Origin of the sequence: Hallerella succinigenes, assembly GCF_002797675.1 — a bacterium.
GTDB classification, from domain to species: domain Bacteria; phylum Fibrobacterota; class Fibrobacteria; order Fibrobacterales; family Fibrobacteraceae; genus Hallerella; species Hallerella succinigenes.
In genome coordinates this window covers 306,691-330,035 of record NZ_PGEX01000001.1, presented here as the reverse complement: position 1 = coordinate 330,035, position 23,345 = coordinate 306,691, and the positions used below count along the sequence as shown (strand labels likewise).

Below are 23,345 nucleotides of genomic sequence, written 5' to 3'. Positions count from 1 at the left end.
CAATACGATGAAATTCAAACCGCCTGAATTTTTAGAAAACACGACGACCCCGATTGAAGGGGAAATCGCCTTGCGCACAAATTATCCGAACGTCTGCATCATCGGCATCGATGAAGTGGGCCGTGGACCTCTCGCAGGGCCAGTCGTCGTCTGCGCCGCGGTCCTCCAAAATCCGACAGGAGATTCTTCTTTAAACGATTCGAAAAAGCTCACCCGAAAAAAGCGTGAAGCCATGTTCGATGCCGTTAAAGAGGAATGCCTTTGCTACGCCATCGCCAGTGCGAGCGCCGAAGAAATCGATGAATTCAACATTCTCGAAGCGGACTTCCTCGCCATGCGACGCGCGTTAAGCGCTCTCGGATTTCCAGGCCTTAAGGCTTCAAAACCAAAGCTCCCGATCGAAGTCAAGGGGCTGCTTCCGCAGAAAACAAAGCTTCTGATTGCGGTCGATGGAAACTTAAAGATCCGCGGTGTCCCCGAAGAAAACCAGATTGCGATCATTCAAGGCGACGGACGCGTCGCAAGCATCTCTGCCGCTTCGATTCTTGCCAAGGTTTACCGTGACCGCTATATGGATAATCTCGCCCAAAAGTATCCAGGTTACGCATTTGAAAAGAATGCGGGCTACGGCACCAAGGCGCACCTCGAAGGCATTCGCAAACTCGGCATGACGCCGGAACACCGCAAGAGCTTCCACCCGAAAAGCCTGCAAACAGAACTGTTCTGATTTGGATTTAGACCATCTTTCCGATGCCCACGATGGCAGCGGTTCGCGCACGTAAACGGGTCTTTCCCAGTTTTAAAAGTTTGACTTCGCCACGGGAATAAGCCTTGATTTTTTCAATTTCCTGATGGGAAAATCCGCCTTCCGGTCCGACGAGAAGAGTCGTATCCTTGGTCACTTCGCCGATGGAATCTTCGCCGTCCATATCGCAAAGGATAATATCGCCGTCATAAGCCTTTAACCATTCTTCAAACGGAATCGGGCCGCGGATTTCGGTGAGCCAAGCCTTTAACGACTGCTTTAAACTGACAAGTGCCTTGAGTTCGCAACGGCGGACGACTTTCTGCAAGTTGGAATCTTTCGGCTCTTCGGAATGTTCCGTGCGCAAAAGCGTTATGCTTGCGACTTCCATTTCACTCACGTGCAAGGCGACTTCTTCGTTTGCATCGTCCTTGAGGCAGGCGAGTCCCAGATGCAACTTCGGCTTTGTACGGTCGGAAGTTTCAAGCATTTCGATTTTTAGCTGGCAATCTCTTGCGTCCGCTTTTTCCACGATGCCTTTCGCAAAGTGTCCTTTTCCGTCGGTCAGGTTCAGAACGTCTCCCGGGCGGGCGCGGCAAACGCGAATCGCGTGGGCGCTTTCTTCGCCCGAAAGGGAAAGGGTGCCTGTGGTAAGCTCAGGAACGTAAAAACGGGTATCAGGTGATTTCATGCCCCAAAAATAAATACTAAATTCAATCCACTATGCAAATTAAGGCTGTCGCATTCGATTTAGACGGAACTCTCTACCTTTCGGGAAAACCTTATCCGAAGGCCGTGGAAACGGTTCAGAAGGTCGCCGAGAAGGTTCCTGTCTATTATATGTCGAATAATACGAGTAAATCGCTCGTGTTCTATACGAACCGTCTTTTGCGCATGGGTCTGCCGATTCAGTCCAAGGACCGTATCCTTTCGGCGATGACTTTCGCCCTTTCGGAAATTCACAAAAAAGGAATCAAGAACATTTACCTGTTCGCGAATCCGGAAGTGGTTGAATGGTTTGCTGCGGAAGATCCGAGCTTGGACTTGCATGCTCCAATGGATAAAACGGAACTCGTGCTCGTCGCTTACCATTCTTCCTTTAATTATAGGGAACTCTGCGAAGTTGCGTGGAGACTCGAACGCGGTGCGGATTTCTGGGTGACGCATGCGGACTTCGTTTGCCCCGATGAACTCGGACCCGTTCCGGACATTGGAAGCTTCATGGCGATGTTCAAGTCGGCGACCGGTCGCGAACCGTCCCGCATTTTTGGCAAACCGAATCCGGAAATGCTTTCTCCTATTATGGATCATTTGCCGCCGGAACAGATTCTTTTTGTGGGCGATCGCCTGTACACGGACTTTGAACTTGCTCAACGTGCGGGCTGCCATTTTGCTCTGGTGCTCTGTGGCGAAACCAAGTACCGAGACGTCCAAAGGCTTGCTCGACAGCCGGATATCATTGCGGAGCAGGTTTCCGATATCGATTTCGATAAGCTCATTCTCTAAATTTCGTCCCTAAAAAAAAGAGCTTGTAAACACTTTAAAACAAAAGTGCCGTTTTCTAAATTTGGCGCATCATGTCAATGCTGCCCCATTATACACCAGAACTTTTTAAATCCCTGCGCAAGGGATACTCCAAGCAAAAATTCACCCAGGATTTGATGTCCGGTTTGATTGTCGGCATTCTCGCTTTGCCGCTTGCGATTGCATTCGCGATCGCTTCGGGCGTGGGTCCGGAAAAGGGGCTTTATACGGCGATTATTGCGGGCTTTGCTATTTCGTTCTTTGGCGGTAGCCGTTTCCAGATAGGCGGTCCGACGGGCGCTTTCATTGTGATTGTTTACGGCATCGTGGCGAAATACGGTTACGATGGCCTTGCGACGGCGACGCTTATGGCGGGCGTCATGCTGGTTATTTTTGGCGTGGCAAAGCTTGGCGGGGTAATCAAATTTATTCCATTCCCTGTGACGGTGGGCTTTACGGCGGGTATTGCGATTATCATCGCTCTGGGTCAGGTTCCGAACTTTTTGGGTTTGCAGTTTGGCGCAGGCGTTTCGGAACCGGCAGATGCGATTGGCAAGCTCGCTCTTTATGCAAAGTCGCTCATGACGACGAACGTCTTCTCGGTGTTGATCGGTGTAGTGGCTTTGGCGATTTGCCTTGTTTGGCCGAAGATTACGACGAAGATTCCGGGCTCCTTGATTGCGATTATCGTGGCGACCGTGATTGTGAAGGTTCTTGGCTGGGATGAAACACATGGCGTGATGACCATCGGTTCCAAAAATTCCATTCCGACGGGTTTCCCGGTTCCGCATTTGCCGAACATCAGTTTGGATATGATGCGTCAGGTGTTCCAACCGGCGCTTACGATCGCGATTCTCGGTGCGATTGAATCCCTCCTTTCCGCAGTCGTGGCGGACGGTATGACGGGTACGCGTCACCGTTCGAATACGGAACTTGTCGGTCAGGGTATTGCAAATGTGCTTTCTCCGATCTTTGGCGGTATTCCGGCGACGGGTGCGATTGCCCGTACCGCGACGAACATCAAGAACGGTGCGGTGAGCCCGATTTCCGGTTTGGTGCATGCGGTGATTCTTTTGCTCATCATGCTGATCTTTGGTAAGTATGCGGAAATGATTCCGATGGCGGCTCTCGCTGCGGTGCTTTTCCAGGTGGCTTTCAACATGTGTGGTTATAAGAACTTTGTGAAGCTGGTGAAGGGCGCTCCGAAGAGCGATGTCACGGTTCTTTTGGTGACGTTTGCGCTGACCGTGGTGATGGATTTGACGATTGCAATCGAAGTCGGTGTGCTGCTTGCGGCGATTTTCTTTATCCGTCGCATGTCGGATGTGGCTGAAGTAGAATGTGTGACGCAGGAACTTCAGGAGCACGATGAAGAACTGGCGGACCCGAACAACATTGCTAGCCGTCAGGTTCCGCAGGGTGTTGCCGTGTTCGAAATCATGGGTTCGCTCTTCTTTGGTGCGGTAGAAAAGTTCAAGACCGCATTGGATATGACTAGCTCTCACCCGAAGATTTTGGTGCTTCGTATGCGTCAGGTGCCGTCGATCGATGCTGCGGGCATTCAGATGATCGAAGGCTTGCTTATGAAGTGCCGTGCCCAGGGAACGCAGCTTTTGCTTTCCGGTGTGCATTCCCAGCCGATCGTTGCACTTTCGAAGGCGGGAGTTTTAAGGGATATCGGTGAACAGAACGTGCTTGCAAATATTGACGCCGCTCTGAATCGCGCCCGTGAAATTCTCGGCCTTCCGATCGTTGCCGCAGCTCCGACTACGCCGAGTGTGGATTGGGAACGCAACGTGCAACAGCCGTGGGTGCCGGAAAATGCAAATGCAAAGATTGCAGAAGAAACGACCGAAGTCATCGCGGAAACCATTTCGGAAACGCAGGCGATGGACATTCCGAAGGTTCTCGACAAGAAGGATACTTTCCACTCGATGATGAACAAGATCTTCCCGTGGATGAAGAAATAGGAAACGGTTGTGAGTGACTATTACTTTTAGTTATGAACGATTTGAAGCTCCAAGTTTTTGTGATGGCAGCACGGCTGTTGAATTTTTCGCAGACGGCAAAGCGTTTCGGTATCAGTCAGCCTGCTGTAACCAAACGGATTCATGAACTGGAAGAAGATGTGAAGGTTCGCCTTTTTGAACGGGCCGGTTCCAAGCTTCTTTTGACGCGCGAAGGGGAAGTCTTCTTAAAATATGCAGAACAGATCCTGGAATCGTATGAGGCGTTGAATTACGAGCTTGGACTTTTGCAGCAAAAGCATGCGGGAACGCTTCGGTTGGGCGCGAGTACGACAATCGCCCAGTACATTCTTCCGCCGATTCTAGCCAAGTTCAACGAAAAATTTCCCCAGGTTACCATCTCTTTGCAGAACGAAAATTCGACGGTCATCGAAAATGCTCTGCGAGAACGTCAAATCGATCTGGGCTTTATTGAAAGCAATGCGGAACCTGCAGGACTTCGGGTAACGCCTTTCTTAAAAGATGAACTCGTTCTGGTGGCGCATGTGAAAAACCCTTTGACGCGGCGAGATGAAATCAGCTTGAACGAGTTGAAGGTGACACCGCTCGTTTTGCGTGAAGACGGATCGGGGACTCTCGAAGTCATTCAGCATGCGCTAGAGTCGCGGGGAATTTCTTTTGGCGATTTGAATGTTCAAATGCAGCTGGGCAGTACCGAAAGCATCAAACGATACTTGGAAAATTCCCATGCGGCAGGAATCGTTTCTGTGCGGGCGATCAACCGGGAACTCTTGCAGGGAACGTTCAAAGTAGTGGACATTACAAGCTTTTCGATGCCGCGGTACTTCTCTTGCTTGGAAAGGCTTGGCAAATCTCCGGCGTTGGTGCAGACTTTTATTGAGTTCGTCAATCGTTTCAAAAAAGAACTTTAGTATAACCAAATGATTATGGACTATTCCAAAGTGGAGACTTCCCGCTAAAAGGATCTCTTGCTAAGTTTTGTTTTGCAAAATGAAGCTAGCAAGCGAGGTGAATATGCTTGGCAAAGATAAAATGGACTTTTTTCATGGGATTCTTTGGATAGCCCTCATCACGGGCGTGGCTTTTGTCATCGCCGGAATTCCTGCGGTCAAGGCGCTTTCTTTAAGTCCGCTGATTGTGGGACTTTTGCTCGGGATTGTGTATGCGAATACGCTTCGAAAGGGGATGCCGAGCTCTTGGACTTCGGGCGTTGCCTTTTGTTCGAAAAAGATTTTGCGTTTGGGGATTGTGCTGTACGGCTTCCGGTTGACTTTAACGCAGATTGTGGGGGTTGGCGCGCCTGCTTTGGTGATTGATGCGATCATTGTGATAGTAACGCTTGGCGGTGGATACTTGATCGGTTCGCGCTTGCTGAAGATGGACAAGGAAACGGCGATGCTCACGTCTTGCGGAAGTGCAATCTGCGGTGCGGCTGCGGTTCTTGGGGCGGAAGCGGCGTTAAAGACCAAGCCTTACAAGACGGCGGTCGCCGTTTCGACGGTCGTGCTCTTTGGAACGCTTTCGATGTTCCTCTACCCGATTCTTTACCGCAATGGCGTTTTGGACCTTTTGCCGGAACAGGCTGGGCTTTATATCGGTTCGACGATTCATGAAGTGGCGCATGCGGTGGGGGCTGGCAACGGTACGGGAGATGCGGTCATCGCAAGCAATGCGATCATTGTGAAGATGATCCGTGTGATGTATCTGGTGCCGGTTTTGCTCGTGCTCGCCTTTTTTGTGGCTGGCCGTTTGGGAGATACAGACGGCAAAGCGGGAAAAAAGAAAATCGCCGTGCCATGGTTTGCGTTCGGATTCCTCGCCGTGGTGATTTTCAATTCGTTTGATTTCTTGAGTCCGACTTTGTTGCACGGAATCGAAACAGTGGATACGTTCTTCCTTTCGATGGCAATGACGGCACTTGGAACGGAAACGAGTTTTGACAAATTCAAACAGGCAGGACCGAAACCGTTCATTTTGGCGACGATTCTGTATGTCTGGCTTGTTTTGGGCGGTTATGCGCTCGCCAAATACCTCGCTCCGGTTCTAATCTAAGCTCTTGGTCATATTTCTTGCCTCGCGAGAACAAGGAAACTAAAGTTTACTGTGTCCTTGTGCTCGCCATCCAAAATGGACAAGATGAGAAAGCGGGAGAAGGTAAAGGAAACAAGCGCATAGAACCGATGAAGAGGGCGTCCCTGCTAGCGATAAAATCATGGCTGTGGCTACGGACCACGGGACAAGCGCAATTACGATAACAGCGGAATCATAAAGATCCAACGCTGGATCTTGACTCGGAATATTTTCTGACAGCTGATGCGTCAAAATAATGGTCAGCGTCTGATTGCATGTAATGCAGGCTACAAAAATCGAGGTTAAAAGTTTAGCGAAAAAAGAATTTGACTTTTGTGAAATCTTGAAAATGAAGCCTTGAAGCGGCGAAAGCATCCCGGTCCCTTTGAAAATTCCGCCAAAGCAGCCTGCGATCAGGACGATGCAAAAAACATTCTTCATCGAAACGAGTCCGCCTCCATTCATCATCTTGGAAAGCTCCGGCACAGAAGACGTGTAGCCAAAGACCAGCATTTTCAAAAGGCTCGACCAGGAATGTCCTTCCGCAAAGAATGCGACTGGGATCGCCGCACAGGCGCTGAGCAGCAAAACACGTGAAGATCGGACTTTGAAAATCGAAAGCGCAAGCATCAAGACGGCGGGCAAGACACTCCACAGCGAAAGGGAACATTCTCTAGCGAAAAGGCTTTGCCAATCTGCTGCAGAAAAATTTCCTGAATCACTTTGAAAAATTCCGCTGAAACCAACAGTCAAATAAATGCCGCAGCTGAGCAACAGCGGAAGCCAGGTCGTTCGAAGCATTCGATGCACGTTTTTATAAATATCGGTTTGCGTCAGATTTGCCGTAAGAAGAGCCATGGAAGAAATCGGTGAAAGTCGGTTCCCGAAATAGGCCCCGGCAAGAATGGCGCCTCCTGTCCAACAGGGAGAAATCCCGAGAGCGTGCCCAGCACTGGCACAGATGACTCCGATCGTTGCGGCCGTACCAAGAGCGGTCCCCGTTAAAAGTGACATGGCACCGTTTAACAGAAATGCGATGAGTAAAAAGGCTTCGGGGTGAATCAAGTGCAACGAATAATTGACTAAAAGAGGAATCGTTCCGCTTGCGCGCCACAAGGCGGTCAATATACCGAGCATTATAAATAAACGAAGAATTCCTCTTGTGGTAAAAATGCCTTGTCCGCACATGTGTAGAATTTGTCGAAGAGAATACTTACGGAAATAGGTGTAGAGAATCAGAAGTAGAAGCCCGATGAGCATGATGAGAACAAGTATCATTATTTATCTTCTTAGAGAGAATTTTAAGCGTGTATGTTCGCATCAAAAATAAGAAACGTCACAAACGCATGCGGTTAAAAATCAGATGTCGCCGGAGGAAAGTCTGCCTTCGGTTGCAGAAAGCCGTATATGACTCAACACAAGGTTTGGGGCGCTCGCTTTCGCAAGTAACCCCTAGGCTTTACACCAATTCCTTCGCAAGCTGCTTCAGCGCCGCGGTGGAATCCGCATTCAGGGCACTCTTGATGCTCACCGTGGTTTCGCATAAAGTAATTTTCTTCATGGCGGAAAGAGCTTCTGTCATTTTCTTTGCGGCCATGGGAGCCCAGGAGCCGTTTTCGACAACGCCCACTTTGCGGTTGCTGTAGTTTTTCGATTTTAGGTGGTTCAAGAATTCTTCCATCACCGGAAAAACGCCTGCATCGTAAGTCGGGGCCATGACCACCATGCGGTCGTAGCGGAAAGCGTCTTCAAGCACTTCCGCCATGTCGCTGCGGGCGAGATCCGAAACCACAACTTTTTCGACTCCGGCTGTTTCCAGTTCCTTGGCAAGGACTTCGGCTGCCTTGGCGGTATGCCCGTAAATCGAGGTAAAGGCGATAAGAACGCCCTTGTCTTCGGGGACGTAACTGCTCCAGGTGTTGTACTTGCCCAAGTAATATTCCAAATTTTCGGCGAGAACGGGTCCGTGGAGTGGGCAAATCGTTTGGACTCCGAGAGGCGCCACTTTTTTAAGAACGGCCTGCACCTGGGCGCCGTACTTGCCGACAATGTTAAAGTAGTATCGGCGGGCTTCACATGCCCAGTCATCTGGATCGGCGTCGTACACGCCGAATTTGCCGAAGGCGTCTGCGGAAAAGAGCACCTTTTCGCTCTGTTCAAAGCTAAAGATGACTTCTGGCCAGTGGACCATCGGGGCGGTAAAGAACTGCAGGGTATGCATGCCGAGGGAAAGCGTGTCGCCATCCTTGACGGCGAGCTTTTTGGTTTCTGCAGGGAGTTCCATGAACTGCGGGAGCATGGCGAAAGCCTTTGCACTCGCGACGATTGTCACTTCGGGGTACAATTCCACAAAGCGCGTGATTCCGCCGGCGTGATCCGGTTCCAAATGGTGAATGATCAGGTAGTCGGGCTTGCGGCCAGCAAGAGCCTTTTCAAGGTTAGCTTCCCAGTCAGCGACCTTGCGAAAATCTACCGTATCGGTGACCGCGATCTTTTCGTCTTGGATCAAAAAAGAGTTGTATGCCATGCCTGCAGGCACGACGTATTGGCCTTCGAACAAGTCGATGTCGGTATCGTCAACGCCAATGTACTGGATGTTCTCACTCAAATTCTTCACAATATTACCTCGTGAGTAAAAATATTTATTTTTTTTGCATGGCGAATGAAGACGAAAATAAAGTCACAACGCAGAATGGCGCTGCTCCTGTTCATAAAAAGAAATCTCGTAAAAAAATGCCCATAAAACATTCATACGGGGCAAATGATTCCTTGGATGACTACGATTCCATTTCGTATGGCGATGGTCATTCCGGGTGGAATCGATAAGATGGAATTCAAAAAACGAGAACTTTACGGCGATGTACTTCGGCTTGTAGCTGCCGATGGCGAACCATTTGCTTGAAATGTTTGCGGATTTTACCCTGTACAGGAATATTCGCATTCAGGGCTGTACGACTTTTGCGGGTTTTTACCTGACAGGCTTTTACCTTTCGCATTACGGTTTGAATTTGCGGTCGAGAGCCTTTTTGTACGCGGCGGCGGTGGCTTCGTGGGCTTTTGCCTTTGCGTCTTCTACGTTCTATTCGCTGGAACGGGTGAAGCCGAATGAATATTTCTTGGGGAACTTTCAGCCGACGACGTTCCTTGTGGCGTCGGGAATCTCGTTTTCTGCAAAAAAGGATATATTGTAAGTATGTGGACAAAGAGCCTTTGTTTTGCAAAATGGGTGATTATCTTGCTTGTGCTTGGGGGAATGTTACCGCTTTGGGCAGCAGGACTTGTTTTGCAGAAAATCGATTCGACAGATGTGCGGCAAACGCTTTCCAATTTTGATCGAGGATTTTATAATCATCGCGGACTGCATTTAAAACCGTTCGGAAATACGGCGGTCACAAATCCTCCCAAGCTTTTGCATTTGCGTGCGGATATCAGTGAATTTAGCAGTCGAGCGTGGATAAATATCGATTCCACGGGTGGTAAAAGAGATACGACTTGGGGCTTTTCGCAAGATTTGACCGAAGACGCTTTGAATGCTCTTCAATCCACTTTTGACAATGTCCGTAATCATGGCGGCTTTGTGATAGTTCGCATTTGTTACGATCCTTGGTTTAATGGTAGAAGGAATGTGACTCCCGAACACAAATGGGTTTTGCGCCATGTGGAGCAGCTTGCGCCTGTGTTATCCAAAAATACGGATGTGATTCTCGCTCTCGAAATGGGCATGCACGGAGCATACGGCGAAATGCACAGCGATACGAGCATCACTTATCCCCGTGTTGCAGAAGCGGTAAATCTGATGCTTCGAAATACCCCATCTGAACTAAAAATACTGACTAGAACCGCTAACTATTCCGCCGCTGTGCTGGGATTTGAAAATTGGGGAGTAGATTTTTACATCGAAGGCGATGCGTTTCAAAGAATTGCAAAAGCGAAAGGCGATACGCTTTACCGCGTGGGAATGTTCAACGATGGCTATTTGGGAACCGAATACGATTATGGAACTTGGGGCGCGGACTGCGCTACATCGATTTGCCGTGAAGAGGGCGTCGCCTGGCTCGAAAAATACAGTGTTCACACGCCTTACGGTGGGGAAGCCTTAACAACTGCTTCCGGTTACAAGGTCATCAACACTCCGGAGTATTTATCTTACGAAGGTTATCGGACTCATACAAGTTATTTAAATATCGCCTGGAATCATGAATTGATTGATTCATGGAAAAACGTCAAGTTCCAAGGTAAGGACTTTGAATACGATTCCTCGGTTACCGGTTTTAAATACATCGACGATCACTTAGGTTACCGCTATGTTTTAAGGGAATCCGTACTTCTCGATACGATCGGCGACGATGGAATTTTTTTAGCGAAGCTTCGCATTCAGAATGTGGGCTTTGGAAATTTAACCCGTCAAGTCGCTGCAAAAGTCGTCTTTGTTCAAAACATGGATTCGAGTATGCTCGATGTTTGCCCTTTTGAGTTCGATTATGAGCTGCCGAATTTGGATTTTAGAAATGTATTCAGCCGGAAAATTTCCATTTCCGGCGGGGATACCTTGACGACTTTTGACGGAAATCATGAACTTGATATTTCGGTTCCGACTTCTCTTGACAATGGAAATTACCACGTTTTCTTGAATGTGGAAAATATCGCTTTTGCAAATGGAAAAGTCTCCGCCTATCACTGTTTCGAGGAACCGGTGTTGTTTATCGGCGATGTAACTGTCGATAACAACGTAAAAAGTTCTATTGCACGGCCTATTGCTCGGTCCAAGTTGCATTCTTCGATTCAGAACAACTTTGTTCGCATTCAAGAAGTCAAAAAACATTGGAATGCTGTTGTTCACAACGGAAAGTTGCTTTACCGCATGAACGGTTCTTCTTTTTGAATGGCTTTGATTCCAAAGCATTTTTGCAGGAAGGAAGATGGCGAGAGCCATCTTGTTCAATTTCACGCCCAAATTTTTTTCAAATTCTGTAAATTTATAGGCTCTCTTGGGTATCAATCCTCTATTTTTAATCTAATTTCAATTTGATAAAATAGAAAATCTTGACTTCAAATCGTTGAAAAGTTATTTAAAGGGGAAGGAAAGGGCCTATGAAACTAAATTTTTCATTGCATTTAAACTCGGCAGAAGACAAGAGTGTATTGGGCTCTTTTGCTGTTGAAAAACCTCTTTTGTGGGACACTTCGATTTCTTTTGATCAGGCATCGGAAGATGCTTTTGAAGTTTTGATGACGGATTCTGCGGAAGAAGCTTGTTGTTTTTTGCAGAACAAGCGGAAACTTTCCGAAGCCATTTTCTTTGGGGAATCTTCGGCGGTGGAGACTTTTTTCGATGGCTTGTTAAACGTTTGGCCGCTCCACGAAAAAGCGGAAATGCGACGCGCGCGTTTTCAAAAATTGCTCAAGCATTTCCAGTCGGAATTTGACGCATGGCATTACAAGAATCTGCTCAAGAGCACAATAGATAGTGTCCCGGACCTTGTCTGGTTTAAGGACAAAATCGGCGCACACATGATGGTGAACCAGGAATTTTGCAATACCGTTCACAAGACGAAAGAAGACATTCGCGGTCGCGGACATTATTACATCTGGGATATCTCTGAAGAGGAATACAAGAAGGGCGAATTCGTTTGCATGGAATCCGAAACGGACACCATGAATGCGGGAAAAACCTGCATTTTCGACGAACCGCTCAAGACAAGCGAGGGTATGAAGCAGCTCAAGACTTACAAGACCCCCTTGTACGATATGTTCGGCAACATCGAAGGTACGGTCGGCGTTGCCAAGGACGTGACGGACTTCGGTAATATGGGACTTGAACTTTCCATTCTGGTGGAAAACATTCCGTTCCCGCTAATCCTTTGCGATGTGAACTGGAAAACCTTGAAGATGAACGACTGCTTTAGGAAACTCGTAGGCATCGATAAGGCTAAAATTCAGGATTTCGATTTCCACCTGTGGCTTGAGAGGAATATGACGCAGGTCAGCGATGACAGCGAAAACCTGAAAACGAATTCCCGCGAGCATGAATACGTGCTCCAGATCGGCAACAAGGATCATCACTTCATCGTTATCGAACAGGAAATCATCGACTACTTCCAGAATGTTTCCGGCTACTTTGTCATTCTTCGAGATGTGACGATCGCGCGCAATTTCGAAACGATGATTTTGAATGCGGCGAATACCGATGCGCTGACACAGCTATACAATCGCCGTTATTTTGAAGACTTCATGAAGAATAACGCGAAACGTCCGATGACGCTCTTGTACATGGACCTCGATAACTTCAAGGAGGTGAACGACAAGTACGGACATCGCCGTGGGGACGAAATTTTACAGAACTTTGCTAAGTTCATGCAGGAATGTTTCCCGACAGGAATTATTTCCCGTATGGGTGGCGACGAATTTACCTTGATTTTGGAAAAGCCGATATCAGAAGAAAAAATGGCGACCGCTTGTGAATTGCTCAACCAAAAGGTGATGTCTTTGTTCCGATCGGGTGGCTTGCACGTTTCGGTGAGCGTCGGCATTTCTAAAACGGATGGAACGCGCAGCTATGATGAAATTCTGCACGAAGCCGATGAACGCATGTACGCTTTGAAAAAAGAGCGTCACGCGGAACGGGAATAGTTACCCGTTGCAGTGCTTGTCGATGCAGAATTGCAGGTTTATTTTGCGAAAATCGACAACGGCGGCCAAAATATCACAGGGAGAAAATTCTAAGGCTTTCCCTGTAAATTCTCCGTTCTTATAAAAACCGTTCGAAGTTTCCACGAGGCAGCCGAGAATCTGGGAAAGTTCCTTCGCATGGGTTTCAAAGGATTCCATGTCAAAATTCTCGCCGACCTCTGCCCATACCTTCAAGACTTCGCGCGGATAAGAATCGATGGACTGTGAAAGAAAATCAATCGAATTCCACGTGTGCACGTACTGCGGATCTCCGTTGATGAGGTTTACGCGGAGAGCCGTCTTCGCTTTTTCGTAATCGCGAATGAAGAGCTTCAAAAAAATCTGCATGCCTAAATAATAGTCAAAGATTGTATATTGGTATTCATGATGGCTCCTTTATTTTTGATTGCGTTGCTTGTATTCCTTTGTTCTGTGCTTTGGAGAATGTTCAGGCGTCCGCAGAAGGAGACTTCCGTACAGGTTTTTACCCAAAAAGTCGTTTCGCAGAATCCATTGGAACGCGCCGTGAGCGAGGCCTGTTCCGTAGACGGTCGCTATTACCGCATTCTGTTGAACGCCGTGATTCCCAAGGAACGCGGCTTAGAACGCTTTGAACTTTTGCTGCTCCACGAAACAGGCGTTTACGCTTTTGCACGCCGCTCCCTGCTCAAAAAACAGCGGAACGTGACAGAGGTTTTGCAAAAATTTTTAGACCCGGATGCCTCGGAATTTTTAGCCTTTGACTTTCTCGTTTCCAAAACGTCTTCGACGATTTCCCCAAAGGAAATTCTGGAACTCGGCGGGGAACTGGAGCAGATGCTTCAAATGGGAAAGAGCGTTTATACCGCTGAAAAGCTTGAAACCTGGGCCGAAAAAATCAAATAAAAAGCCCGGACCGAAATCCAGGCTTCTCCTAAGCAAAATTTTTCAAAATTTGCACTGCATTTTGCATTAGAGCGAAAGGTAATCTTCCATTTCGCTAAAGCGGTCGAGCATTGCAACGCTTGCGCCTGAAGAAACGCCGAATGCAAACATCTGCATGGCGAATTCCTGGAGAGACTTGGGCGAAATGTCGCCTTTGTTTGCGAGAGCTTCGCAGGCTGCGTTGATGTAGTCGAGAGCATCGTCGGTCGCCGCCTTTTCGAGAATCGTGATCGGCTTTACCTTTTTAACGGTCTTTTTCGCTGAGGTCTTTTTAGCAGCGGTCTTCTTGAGAGCCGTCTTTTTTTGTGTTGCAGTCTTTTTGATACTGGTCTTTTTGGGAGAGGCTTTGGTCGCTGTAGCCTTCTTTGCGGTGGTCTTTTGGGTGATTGTCGCTTTTTTTAGTGCCATATTTTTCCCCTGTTAAGGTGTTGTCTTTTATGAATATAAATCGGTTTTGGGCGAAATTGCAAAATTCTTTGCAAAACCTTTATCTGGTTGTTTATGGCGAGGCGAATTTTTTTGTGTAAATTATGGGAGAAGTGATTTTTGGATACACAGATGGAAAAGCTTTCGCTTTTTAACTTTTTAGATTACCGGGAATATCTATTGGCCTATTTCGACCATCGGAAGGCGGCTTCGCCGTGGTATTCTTATAAGGTATTTGGAGAAGGGGTGGGGCTCGACCAGAGCCAGGTTTTTCGCATTCTGCAAAAGCAACTTCACATTTCTAAAAAAGCTTTGCCGCGTTTTTTGGAATACTTAAAACTCGAAGGCCGTGAAGCGGAATATTTTACGAAGCTTGTGGAACTCGGACGTTCCCGTCGAGAATCCGAAACACGTTGCCTTTTTGCAGAAGCTCTTGCCTTGCGGGGGTCCAAAAGTCGCAAACTGCAAGATACGCAGCTCGAACTTTATTCCAAATGGTATTACAGCGTCATTCGCACCTTGCTAGGCTTTGTCCACGTCAAGGACGATTACGAATCGCTCGGCCAAATGGTATCTCCGCCGATTTCTGCGGATATCGCCAAAAAATCTGTTCAGTTGCTCGAAACGCTTGGCCTTGCGAAGCGCGACGAGGAAGGCTTTTGGACGTTGACCGATCTGAAGCTCACTACGGGCTCTGCTTATAAAAATTTACAAGTGCACGCGTATCAGTCGGAATCGATGAAACTTGCCATGCAGAGCCTTGAATTACATACAAAAGAGCTTCGGGATATAAATGTGATCAATATGGCGCTCGATGCTGACGCTTTCCGCGATTGTCTTGCTATTTTAAGTACAGCAAGGGATGAAATCCGCGCCCGAGTGGAAAAGGTCGAAAATCCGGATCGTGTGATGCGGCTCGCTTCTGCTTTTTTCCCGGTGGCGTTTACAAAGGTTGCAAAGAAATGAAAAGTCTCGCTTGGACATCGATGCTTTGCGGCGCGCTTGGCGCGTTCGGTTTAAGCGCGTGCTCAAACGATTCGACTGCAGGGCGTGGCATTTGGGATGAAACCGAAAACGGTCTCGCCGTGGTGATTCAGGGCGAAGCTGGAATGCCGATTCCGAGCGCTCGAGTTCGCCTGGTGAGTGCGACTGCCGTGGTGCAGGACAGCGCGATTTCCGATTCCACGGGTACAGCTTATTTTGAAAAGCGTCCGGATTACGGCGGACATGTCGAAGTTTCTTCGGACGCAGGTGTTGCCCGTTCTGCGTTTGCTTCGGGCGATTCGAGTCTTGTGAATACGGTGCGCGCTCCCGCCAGGCTTTCGGGATCGTTGAATGCACAGAATGGGGAACTTCCTTCGGAAGTATACCTGTACGGCACTAGTTACAAGGCCCCGGTGGCGTCAGACGGCTCGTTTCGCTTTGAAGGAATTCCGGCTGGGGATTACGCAATCCTTTCCGCAGAAGAGACGTCTTACTTGTACTGGAACGAGTCCCGGCTTGTTTCGGACGAGGAAACGGTGGTCTTTTTGAGCGCGCCGTCTAAGGACAGCGTCTTGATTGACGACTTTGAAGACAATCGCGGCACGAACCTCTTTTACGCTCTGACCGGCAGTGGCTGGTGGTTCACCTACGGAGATTCGACGAGTGTCATTTCGCCGTCGTTTCCGGAACACGGCTTGACACGGGAAGATGCTTATGCGGGGAACAAGAGCTTGCACGAAACTTTCACGATGGATTCGACAGCCAAGAATCCGTATGCGCTTGTCGGCTTTAATATTGGAACGCCGCCTTCTGAAGACAGCCTGCACGGTTACGATCTTTCGAAGGTCGATAGTGTGACGTTCTACGTGAAAGGCTCGGGGCACGTTTTTATGCAGTTCGCCGGAATGGATGCGGATTTGGAATCCCTGATTTGGGAAATGGAGTTCGACATTCCTTCTGCAGAAGAATGGACGCAGGTCGCCGCTGTTCCAGGGGATGATGCGACCTGGGCAAGCATTGCCACAAATATCAAGACGATCAACTTCCTTGTGACGGAATCTGCGGACATTTGGCTCGATCAGGTCGTTTTCTACGGAACTTCCGCTTCGGACGTGTTTCGCGTGGAGCTTAAAAAGTAAAAGAGAATTCAATTTTTTGAAATTTTTTCCAAACAAAAATCCCGTCCATTCGAACGGGATTTTTGTTTGGAAAGTCGCTAAGGCTTATTCGCCGACGAACTTGAAGAAAACGGCTGCGAGCGGTGGAAGCTGAATGTTCGCGCTCCACGGACGACCCTGCCAGCCAATATCTTCGGAACGGATTTCACCCGCGTTGCCGATGTTACCACCGCCCCACATTTCGGAATCCGAGTTGAAGATTTCCTTCCAACGGCCACGTGCAGGAACGCCGATGCGATACGGAGTACGCGGAACCGGGGTGAAGTTGAAGGCGCAGAGAATCATCGCACCGTGTGCGTCACGGCGGACAAACGAAACGATGGAACTGTCGGCGTCATCGCAAGAAATCCATTCGAATCCTTCCGGTGCGTGGTCGACTTCCCACATGGCACTTTCGTCCTTGTAAATGTGCGAAAGCGTTTTGAACATTTCGTGCAACTTGCCGTGCGTTTCCCAAGAGAGCAAGTGCCAGTCGAGGGACTGCTTTTCGTTCCATTCGCGGTACTGACCAAAGTCGTTGCCCATGAAGTTGAGCTTTTTACCCGGATGGGCGAACTGGTAAGCGTAGGCGAGGCGGAGGTTGGCGAACTTCTGCCAGTTGTCGCCTGGCATCTTGTTCAACATGGAACCCTTGCCGTGAACGACTTCGTCGTGGCTCAGCACTAAAATGAAGTTTTCGGAATAGGCGTACACCATGCTGAAGGTGAGCAAGTTGTGGTGATACTTCCGGTGCACCGGTTCGTGGTGCATGTAAGAAAGGAAGTCGTTCATCCAGCCCATGTTCCACTTGTAATGGAAGCCGAGACCGCCGCGTTCTGGCGGACGCGTGATGCACGGGAAGCTCGTCGATTCTTCGGCGATGAGAATCGCGTGCGGAGCGAGACGGCCCATGATGCTGTTCAAATGCTTCAGGAATTCGAGAGTGTCGTAGTTGATGTTTCCGCCGTCTTTGTTCGGAATCCACTGACCGTCTTGCTTACCGTAGTCGAGGTAGAGCATACTTGCCACGGCATCCACACGGAGGCCGTCGCAGTGGAATTCACGGAGCCAGTACATGGCGTTTGCAATGAGGAAGTTCGAAACTTCGCTACGACCGAGGTTAAAGATATAGGTGCCCCAGTCCGGATGTTCACCCTGACGCGGGTCAGCGTGTTCATAGCAGGCTGTACCGTCGAAACGGCCGAGAGCATAAGAGTCCTTCGGGAAGTGTGCTGGAACCCAGTCGAGAATCACGCCGATTTCGTTCTGGTGGCAAAGGTCCACAAAGCGGCGGAATTCATCCGGCGAACCGAAACGGCTGGTCGGGGAATAGTAACCCGTGACTTGATAACCCCAGGATTCATCGAGCGGGTGTTCCATGATCGGAAGGAATTCCACATGCGTATAACCCATTTCCTTCAAATACGGAATGAGCTTGTCGGCGAGTTCGTTCCAGGAGAGGAAGCGGTCCGGATTGCTCGGGTCGCGTTCCCAGGAACCGGCGTGCACTTCGTAAATGTTCATCGGAGCACCGAAGACACGGGTTGCGTAATGCGTGTCCATGTAGAGCTTGTCGTTCCATTCGTAACCTTCGAGGTGAGTGGTAACGCTTGCCGTAGCCGGACGCATTTCGCTGAGCTTTGCCAGAGGGTCGGACTTGGTGATCAGGCGACCGTCCTGGGCGTGAATTTCGAAACGGTAAAGTTCGTTTTCGCCAAGATCCGGAATGAAGATTTCCCAAATGCCCGAAGATCCGATCATGCGCATCGGATGACGACGGCCATCCCAGCTGTTGAAGTTGCCGACGACGGAAACGCTCTTGGCGTTCGGAGCCCAAACGGCGAACTGCACACCGTTAAAGCCTTGGTGACGCACAATGTTTGCACCGAGCTTCTTGTAAAGTTCGTAATGCGTACCGTTCTTGATCAGATGGCAGTCAAAGTCCGTGAGAACCGGAAGGAATGCATAAGGATCGACAACCGTGTACTGGATGCCGTTTTCAAGCGTAATGTGAAGCTTGTAGAAGAACGGCTGGAATTCCATGTCGAGTACGGCTTCGAAGAATCCCGAGTTATCGATGCGGACAAAATCAAAAGCGAGAGTCTTGGCGTCATCTTCCACGGAAGCCTTTTTAGAGCTCGTCTTGGCGGTCTTTGCCGTTTTTGCGGTTTTGGATGTCTTTGCAGACTTCGCATTCTTCTTTGCGGTCTTTTTTTTACCAATCTGGACTTCTTCTGCCGGTTCTTCAAAGTTTGCTTGACCGTAGATGATTTCCGGTTCGACCGATTCTCCGCGAATGGAGGCGGCGCCCGGCAAGTACACGCGAATCACGGTCTTGAGTCCGCGGTCGGTTTCCAAGGCGTGAATGCCGAGAATCGAAAAAGGATCGCTGCAATTAAAGTTCCAGATGGAGTTCATCTGGTCGTAAGTCATTGTTGTATTATTTTGAAAATCCATCAGAACACCCATGTTGTGAGTACCTTGTAAAATTACTTTAATTTTAAAAATTCGTAAAAAAACTTTTTAAAAATACCTTACGAAAAGCTTGTCCTTATAGAGAATGGAATTTTGTCTAAATTTAGAGCGTGAAACGAATCCTTTACGCCTTACGCTTTTTGGGCTCCCTGCAATTTGGCATGATCCTTTTGATCGCCCTGTTTGCATTGGTTTTTTGGGGAACGCTTTTTGAAGCTCGTGCTGGCTTGGATTTAGGGGTTTCCCGTTTTTTTGACAGTTGGATCCTTTGGGTGGCAGGCATTTTGCCGTTTCCGGCGCTCAAGTCGCTCGCTGTCCTTCTCTTTATCCATCTTCTTTTCGCCTGTATTTTCCGCCTGTCGCATTCCGTCCGAAAATTTGGGATGCTGCTTGTACACTTTTCCATTTTGATTTTGATCGCAGGGAGTTTTGCGGGTTCCCAAACGCGGGAATCGTTCCAGGCGTTTGGACTTGTCGGCTCGGAGGTGTGGATCGATTCAACGGTAGGCGCTTCGTTTGCCATTTTGGATGCGGATTCGGTGAGCTGTACGGTGTTGCCGTTGGGCAGTGTGGATACAATCCGCACGGGGTTGAACGTGCCGCAGACGATAGGACCTTACACGATGTACTTTGGGGAAACCTTTGAAATAACGCCTCAAAAGAAAGTCGTGCGTTTTTTTGTCAAGCGGGATCCTTTTGCATTTGCGCCTTTTTTGTTTGCAGTGATGCTGCTTGTGGGGCTTGTTTGGCATGGAGTGGCGGTTTTTGGAGGGCGTAAACGATGAACCTTCGAACGCTCTCGTTCGTGTTGCTTTGGATGTGGCAGCTCCTTGCTGCACAGGAAAACTTTGCCCAGCCTGAATTTGTGAATTTTGAAGGTCGCGTGCGTCCGCTGAATTCCCTAGAAAATGCGCTGGCAAATGCGCTATGCGAAAAACAAAAGTGTGCGGGACTCAAGCCACAGACGCTATTGCAGAAAATTGTAGACGGCTCTGCGGACTCGTTGAATGTGTTTCGGGTGAACCGTTCCATGACGGTCGAAATTTTGCACTTGGATCCGGCACGGCGGGAGTTTAAGCGCAGTGATTTTGAAGAAAGCCGTTCGCTCTTAAAGCAGTACGCGGAAAGGGATGATTCCCATCCGCAGACGCACGAGCTTTCCCGCTTGGATTACGCTCTGGATTTGTTTGATTCGCTTCAAGTGCAAGGCTTTTGTTGGCGAATTTCTGTGCCGAGGCAAGAGCTTTCTTCCACTTCGCTTAGACAGTTGCTTGCGGAACGGGCTTATTTGAACTGGAATTTGCCGTTCTGTGTTTGGATTTTTGTGTGCATAGCGTTTGGACTTTCGCTCCTTGCCCTATGGAAATCGTGGGCGTGGAAGGCCGCTTTGGTGATGCAGTCGATCGTTTCGCTCGGCTGTGCGGGCATTTTTCTTTGGCGTGGAATTGTGGAAAATCGGGTTCCGCTGACGACGCTTTATGAGATGCTCCTTGCGCTTGTGCTTGGCGTTTCGATTTTTGCGGTGGCGGTCTCGGCGAAGGGGCGCGTAAAGCCGTTGCTCACTTGCGGTTCGGGGATATGTCTTGCGCTCTTTTTGGTGATGCGTTCGGCGCTTGCGGGCGATCCCTTTGGCGCGGTCGCGATGATTTTGAATTCTTCGTTTTGGCTTTCGATGCACGTGTTTACGATTGCGGTCGGGTTTTGCGGGCTGATTCTTGCGAGTTTACTTGCGCACGTGATGCTTGCAAAACGGGCGTTTGGCGGGGAAGTTTCGGTGAGCTTGCAAAAGCTTTTGTTTGGAACTTTGGGCGTGGGATTTGCTGTTTCGACGCTTGGGACTTTGTTTGGCGGATTTTGGGCAGAGGTCGCGTGGGGACGTTTTTGGGGCTGGGATCCGAAGGAAAATGGGGCTTTGCTCGTGCTCATTTGGGTGCTCATGGTAATCCACTTGAAGGCTCAAAATTTTGTGAAGCCGAAGACGCTCGAAGTGCTTTCTTCGCTTCTTTTGATTGTCATCGCCTTTTGCCTGTTCGGGGTGAATTTGCTGGGGGTCGGTTTGCACAGTTACGGATTTTCGGCGAACCTGCTCGTTGCTTTTAGCGCTTTTGTTTTGGGCGATGTTGGGGTGATCTGTTTTTTAAGTTTTTGGAAGAGGAACAAACGACGAAAATGAAAACGGCTTTGGCGATTGCAGGCTTGAATTCAAGCGGTGGCGCAGGAATTTAGGCGAATTTGAAGAGGGTGGCTTGAAAAAAGATTCAGTCGAAATCAAGAATTGAAGGTGCTGCACAAGAAATTTTTAAGACGTTTGGTTGCGCTTGCTTTTATGTTCGGCTCGGGCAGCGGAAAAGGCCTGATGAATCACGCGGTCAAGCTTGGATTGCTATTTTTGACGCATGATTCTGAAATGGGAAACTCTTCTTTCTGCAACGCGCTACGGTCACCCGGCAAGCCGTGACCCGAACCGTTCCAACTTTCACCGTGATTTTGACCGTATCGTTTTTTCGACGGCTTTCCGTCGCCTGGGCCGTAAAACACAGGTTCACCCGTTCTCTGTCAACGATCACGTTCACAGCCGCTTAACGCACTCGCTCGAAGTTTCGAGCGTCGCGCGCAGCCTTGCCATTTCGGTGTTCAACGAAATGCCGAAAGAATTTCCCAGGAATTTTAACGCCTCGCTTCTCGGAACGATTGCCCAGTCCGCCGCCTTGGCGCATGACATTGGAAACCCGCCGTTCGGTCACGCCGGGGAAGCGGCTATCCGCGACTGGTTCCGCAAAAACCGCGAATCCGCACCGCTCAGGGAGTTTAGCGACCGCGAAATGAAGGACTTTGAAAACTTCGAAGGCAACGCGCAAGGCGTTCGTATTCTTTCGAAGCTCGAATATCACTTTTTAGACGGTGGCATGCGCCTTACATTCCCGACGGTTTCATCGATGATGAAGTATCCGCGCCTTGCCTGCTATGGCATTCCGACGAGCCTTTTCCAGACCGAAGCGGATGATTACCGTGAAATGGCAAATGTGCTCGGCATTCCGGAAGTCGGAAATGGCATTTGGATGCGTCATCCGATGAGCTATCTCGTGGAAGCGGCGGACGATATTTGCTACTGCATTTTGGACGTGGAAGATGCGATTGAACTCGGCATTTTGCAGTTTGCCGATGTGCGCAACATGTTCGAATATCTCTGCGGCCCGCAGGTGGACATAGACCGTGAATACAATGAAAACGGTCAGAACTTCCGCGACTTCCTTTCGAGCGTGCGCGGACTTGCCATTCAGAACCTGATTGATGCCGTGGTCCGCGCCTTCATTATCCATTATGAAGAAATCATGAACGGGGAACTCAAGGGTTCGTTGCTTGATTTGGCGGACGCCGATGCGGTGGATGGTATTCGTGTGGCAAAGCGCCTTGGCCGGGAACGCATTTACCCGGACCGCAGAAAAACGGAGCTTGAAGTCGGTAGCTATACGACGCTCAGCACGGTGCTTGACGCCTTTGTGAGCGGTGTCTATGAATTCCGTAAGTACGGCGAATCTTCTTACCGTGCGTCTCGCATTGTGCGCTTGATTGGCCAGGCGAAAATCGGCCAGACGGTGACACCGCTTGAAGCCTATCACCAGGTGCTCGATTTTGTGAGCGGCATGACGGACAATTACGCTTCTTACCTTGCACGTCAAATCAGCGGTCTTGTGCAATGATTCTTTCAAACGATACGGATCGCATTTGGCTGTTTGATTATGATCTGACGCTTTACGCGGAATCGGAACGTGCTGTTTTGAATTCGCTCGACCGTCGCATTGCGCTGTACGTACAACAGGTGGCGAACATCGATTACGATCACGCTCAAGAAATTCGCAAGCGCTATTGGAAGGAATACGGTACCACTTTGGCAGGGCTTCGCGCCGTGTACGGGGTTACGCCGAACGACTTCTTTGACTTTATCCATCAGCCCGAAACTCTCGTTTACCCAGATTTTGCGCCGCAGAAGAGAGCTTTGCTCGAAATCCTCAAAGGTCCTAAATACATTTTTACAAATGGGCGTTCCGACTGGAGTCGTAAAGGCTCTTCTAAAATGGGAATCCTCGACTGCTTTGAACGCATCGTGGGCTTGGAAGACATGAACTGGGATGGTAAACCGCAGGTGAGCGCCTACGAAACGATGGAAAAGGTTCTTGAATACGACGGATTTTGGAAAAAAGGCGATGATCCGAGTCGGATTGTGCTGCTCGACGACGCATTGCACAATTTACGCCCGGCGCATGACCGCGGCTGGAAAACGGTGTGGGTGAACCCGATATCCGAAGAAAACGGCAGTTTTACGGATTTCCGCATTCCGGACCTGATGGATCTTTTGAAATTACTCGGCTAAGTTCCGATTTT

The 23,345-nt window shown here is 49.1% G+C and carries 22 protein-coding genes; 16 read left to right on the top strand and 6 right to left on the bottom strand.

Annotated features, from left to right (window positions below):
* The first annotated feature begins 7 nt into the window (after positions 1 to 7).
* Entirely contained in the window at positions 8 to 727 is a 720-nt protein-coding gene (locus BGX16_RS01450) for a ribonuclease HII (RefSeq protein ID WP_100424464.1), read from the top strand.
* A gap of 7 nt (positions 728 to 734) precedes the next feature.
* Here BGX16_RS01450 and BGX16_RS01445 read toward each other — a convergent pair whose 3' ends face one another.
* A complete protein-coding gene (locus tag BGX16_RS01445; RefSeq protein ID WP_100424463.1) occupies positions 735 to 1,436 on the bottom strand; it encodes an RsmE family RNA methyltransferase in 702 nt (233 codons plus the stop codon).
* Positions 1,437 to 1,468: 32 nt separating this feature from the next.
* Here BGX16_RS01445 and BGX16_RS01440 point away from each other — a divergent pair, with 32 nt between their 5' ends.
* The 4 genes from BGX16_RS01440 (at position 1,469) to BGX16_RS01425 (ending at position 6,309) form a co-directional block, all read left to right on the top strand.
* Entirely contained in the window at positions 1,469 to 2,251 is a 783-nt protein-coding gene (locus tag BGX16_RS01440; RefSeq protein WP_100424462.1) for an HAD-IIA family hydrolase, read from the top strand.
* A gap of 77 nt (positions 2,252 to 2,328) precedes the next feature.
* Positions 2,329 to 4,239: a SulP family inorganic anion transporter gene (locus tag BGX16_RS01435; protein ID WP_407718861.1), complete on the top strand. Its 1,911-nt coding sequence runs from the start codon at positions 2,329 to 2,331 to the stop codon at positions 4,237 to 4,239.
* A gap of 32 nt (positions 4,240 to 4,271) precedes the next feature.
* Positions 4,272 to 5,168 (top strand): LysR family transcriptional regulator, encoded by an 897-nt coding sequence (locus BGX16_RS01430; protein ID WP_100424460.1) that lies wholly within the window; start codon positions 4,272 to 4,274, stop codon positions 5,166 to 5,168.
* A 103-nt stretch (positions 5,169 to 5,271) separates the two neighbouring features.
* Positions 5,272 to 6,309, top strand: coding sequence for a YeiH family protein (locus BGX16_RS01425; RefSeq protein ID WP_100424459.1), 1,038 nt, complete (start codon positions 5,272 to 5,274; stop codon positions 6,307 to 6,309).
* 39 nt (positions 6,310 to 6,348) lie between these two features.
* On the opposite strand, the gene BGX16_RS01420 is transcribed toward BGX16_RS01425, so the two are convergent.
* Together BGX16_RS01420 and BGX16_RS01415 are read right to left on the bottom strand one after the other, a co-directional pair.
* Positions 6,349 to 7,605: a Na+/H+ antiporter NhaC family protein gene (locus BGX16_RS01420; RefSeq protein ID WP_100424458.1), complete on the bottom strand. Its 1,257-nt coding sequence runs from the start codon at positions 7,603 to 7,605 to the stop codon at positions 6,349 to 6,351.
* A gap of 181 nt (positions 7,606 to 7,786) precedes the next feature.
* The gene (locus BGX16_RS01415; RefSeq protein ID WP_420866604.1) at positions 7,787 to 8,947 is read right to left on the bottom strand and encodes an FprA family A-type flavoprotein; all 1,161 of its coding nucleotides are present in this window, start codon (positions 8,945 to 8,947) and stop codon (positions 7,787 to 7,789) included.
* A 141-nt stretch (positions 8,948 to 9,088) separates the two neighbouring features.
* Between BGX16_RS01415 and BGX16_RS14425 the strand changes: the two genes are divergently transcribed.
* From BGX16_RS14425 to BGX16_RS01400, 4 genes are all read left to right on the top strand, one after another.
* Entirely contained in the window at positions 9,089 to 9,229 is a 141-nt protein-coding gene (locus BGX16_RS14425; protein WP_157797807.1) for a hypothetical protein, read from the top strand.
* A complete protein-coding gene (locus BGX16_RS01410) occupies positions 9,210 to 9,518 on the top strand; it encodes a hypothetical protein (protein WP_100424457.1) in 309 nt (102 codons plus the stop codon). The genes BGX16_RS14425 and BGX16_RS01410 overlap by 20 nt, the downstream gene beginning before the upstream one ends.
* A gap of 62 nt (positions 9,519 to 9,580) precedes the next feature.
* Positions 9,581 to 11,209 carry a DUF4832 domain-containing protein gene (locus BGX16_RS01405; RefSeq protein ID WP_241899394.1) on the top strand — a complete coding sequence of 543 codons (1,629 nt, stop codon included), beginning with the start codon at positions 9,581 to 9,583 and terminating at the stop codon, positions 11,207 to 11,209.
* Positions 11,210 to 11,418: 209 nt separating this feature from the next.
* Positions 11,419 to 12,957, top strand: a complete 1,539-nt coding sequence (locus BGX16_RS01400; RefSeq protein ID WP_100424455.1) for a sensor domain-containing diguanylate cyclase — start codon at positions 11,419 to 11,421, stop codon at positions 12,955 to 12,957.
* Here BGX16_RS01400 and BGX16_RS01395 read toward each other — a convergent pair whose 3' ends face one another.
* Positions 12,958 to 13,344, bottom strand: a complete 387-nt coding sequence (locus tag BGX16_RS01395; RefSeq protein WP_100424454.1) for a hypothetical protein — start codon at positions 13,342 to 13,344, stop codon at positions 12,958 to 12,960.
* A 96-nt stretch (positions 13,345 to 13,440) separates the two neighbouring features.
* Here BGX16_RS01395 and BGX16_RS01390 point away from each other — a divergent pair, with 96 nt between their 5' ends.
* Positions 13,441 to 13,881, top strand: a complete 441-nt coding sequence (locus BGX16_RS01390) for a hypothetical protein (protein ID WP_157797805.1) — start codon at positions 13,441 to 13,443, stop codon at positions 13,879 to 13,881.
* 66 nt (positions 13,882 to 13,947) lie between these two features.
* On the opposite strand, the gene BGX16_RS14775 is transcribed toward BGX16_RS01390, so the two are convergent.
* Positions 13,948 to 14,328, bottom strand: a complete 381-nt coding sequence (locus BGX16_RS14775) for a hypothetical protein (RefSeq protein ID WP_198514831.1) — start codon at positions 14,326 to 14,328, stop codon at positions 13,948 to 13,950.
* A 138-nt stretch (positions 14,329 to 14,466) separates the two neighbouring features.
* Between BGX16_RS14775 and BGX16_RS01380 the strand changes: the two genes are divergently transcribed.
* Together BGX16_RS01380 and BGX16_RS01375 are read left to right on the top strand one after the other, a co-directional pair.
* Positions 14,467 to 15,312, top strand: coding sequence for a TIGR02147 family protein (locus BGX16_RS01380; RefSeq protein WP_157797804.1), 846 nt, complete (start codon positions 14,467 to 14,469; stop codon positions 15,310 to 15,312).
* Entirely contained in the window at positions 15,309 to 16,469 is a 1,161-nt protein-coding gene (locus BGX16_RS01375) for a hypothetical protein (RefSeq protein WP_157797803.1), read from the top strand. The genes BGX16_RS01380 and BGX16_RS01375 overlap by 4 nt, the downstream gene beginning before the upstream one ends.
* A gap of 84 nt (positions 16,470 to 16,553) precedes the next feature.
* On the opposite strand, the gene glgB is transcribed toward BGX16_RS01375, so the two are convergent.
* A complete protein-coding gene (gene glgB, locus BGX16_RS01370; RefSeq protein ID WP_241899393.1) occupies positions 16,554 to 18,944 on the bottom strand; it encodes a 1,4-alpha-glucan branching protein GlgB in 2,391 nt (796 codons plus the stop codon).
* A gap of 128 nt (positions 18,945 to 19,072) precedes the next feature.
* Between glgB and BGX16_RS01365 the strand changes: the two genes are divergently transcribed.
* The 4 genes from BGX16_RS01365 (at position 19,073) to BGX16_RS01350 (ending at position 23,334) form a co-directional block, all read left to right on the top strand.
* Entirely contained in the window at positions 19,073 to 19,747 is a 675-nt protein-coding gene (locus BGX16_RS01365; RefSeq protein ID WP_100424450.1) for a hypothetical protein, read from the top strand.
* Positions 19,744 to 21,135, top strand: coding sequence for a cytochrome c biogenesis protein (locus tag BGX16_RS01360; RefSeq protein ID WP_100424449.1), 1,392 nt, complete (start codon positions 19,744 to 19,746; stop codon positions 21,133 to 21,135). Before BGX16_RS01365 ends, BGX16_RS01360 begins: the two co-directional genes overlap by 4 nt.
* Before the next feature lie 223 nt (positions 21,136 to 21,358).
* Positions 21,359 to 22,663: a deoxyguanosinetriphosphate triphosphohydrolase gene (locus BGX16_RS01355; RefSeq protein WP_241899392.1), complete on the top strand. Its 1,305-nt coding sequence runs from the start codon at positions 21,359 to 21,361 to the stop codon at positions 22,661 to 22,663.
* Entirely contained in the window at positions 22,660 to 23,334 is a 675-nt protein-coding gene (locus tag BGX16_RS01350) for an HAD family hydrolase (protein WP_100424448.1), read from the top strand. Before BGX16_RS01355 ends, BGX16_RS01350 begins: the two co-directional genes overlap by 4 nt.
* Positions 23,335 to 23,345: the final 11 nt, after the last annotated feature.

Excerpts from the sequence above, each read along its gene's own strand:
- BGX16_RS01355 (WP_241899392.1), top strand. The coding sequence starts at position 21,359 with ATGATTCTGAAATGGGAAACTCTTCTTTCTGCAACGCGCTACGGTCAC.
- BGX16_RS01450 (WP_100424464.1), top strand. The coding sequence starts at position 8 with ATGAAATTCAAACCGCCTGAATTTTTAGAAAACACGACGACCCCGATT.
- BGX16_RS01350 (WP_100424448.1), top strand. The coding sequence starts at position 22,660 with ATGATTCTTTCAAACGATACGGATCGCATTTGGCTGTTTGATTATGAT.
- BGX16_RS01390 (WP_157797805.1), top strand. The coding sequence starts at position 13,441 with ATGTTCAGGCGTCCGCAGAAGGAGACTTCCGTACAGGTTTTTACCCAA.
- BGX16_RS01420 (WP_100424458.1), bottom strand. The coding sequence starts at position 7,605 with ATGATACTTGTTCTCATCATGCTCATCGGGCTTCTACTTCTGATTCTC.
- BGX16_RS14425 (WP_157797807.1), top strand. The coding sequence starts at position 9,089 with ATGATTCCTTGGATGACTACGATTCCATTTCGTATGGCGATGGTCATT.
- BGX16_RS01410 (WP_100424457.1), top strand. The coding sequence starts at position 9,210 with ATGGCGAACCATTTGCTTGAAATGTTTGCGGATTTTACCCTGTACAGG.
- BGX16_RS01435 (WP_407718861.1), top strand. The coding sequence starts at position 2,329 with ATGCTGCCCCATTATACACCAGAACTTTTTAAATCCCTGCGCAAGGGA.
- BGX16_RS01405 (WP_241899394.1), top strand. The coding sequence starts at position 9,581 with ATGTTACCGCTTTGGGCAGCAGGACTTGTTTTGCAGAAAATCGATTCG.
- BGX16_RS01360 (WP_100424449.1), top strand. The coding sequence starts at position 19,744 with ATGAACCTTCGAACGCTCTCGTTCGTGTTGCTTTGGATGTGGCAGCTC.
- BGX16_RS01395 (WP_100424454.1), bottom strand. The coding sequence starts at position 13,344 with ATGCAGATTTTTTTGAAGCTCTTCATTCGCGATTACGAAAAAGCGAAG.
- BGX16_RS01425 (WP_100424459.1), top strand. The coding sequence starts at position 5,272 with ATGCTTGGCAAAGATAAAATGGACTTTTTTCATGGGATTCTTTGGATA.
- BGX16_RS01430 (WP_100424460.1), top strand. The coding sequence starts at position 4,272 with ATGAACGATTTGAAGCTCCAAGTTTTTGTGATGGCAGCACGGCTGTTG.
- BGX16_RS01375 (WP_157797803.1), top strand. The coding sequence starts at position 15,309 with ATGAAAAGTCTCGCTTGGACATCGATGCTTTGCGGCGCGCTTGGCGCG.
- BGX16_RS01440 (WP_100424462.1), top strand. The coding sequence starts at position 1,469 with ATGCAAATTAAGGCTGTCGCATTCGATTTAGACGGAACTCTCTACCTT.
- glgB (WP_241899393.1), bottom strand. The coding sequence starts at position 18,944 with ATGGATTTTCAAAATAATACAACAATGACTTACGACCAGATGAACTCC.
- BGX16_RS14775 (WP_198514831.1), bottom strand. The coding sequence starts at position 14,328 with ATGGCACTAAAAAAAGCGACAATCACCCAAAAGACCACCGCAAAGAAG.
- BGX16_RS01400 (WP_100424455.1), top strand. The coding sequence starts at position 11,419 with ATGAAACTAAATTTTTCATTGCATTTAAACTCGGCAGAAGACAAGAGT.
- BGX16_RS01445 (WP_100424463.1), bottom strand. The coding sequence starts at position 1,436 with ATGAAATCACCTGATACCCGTTTTTACGTTCCTGAGCTTACCACAGGC.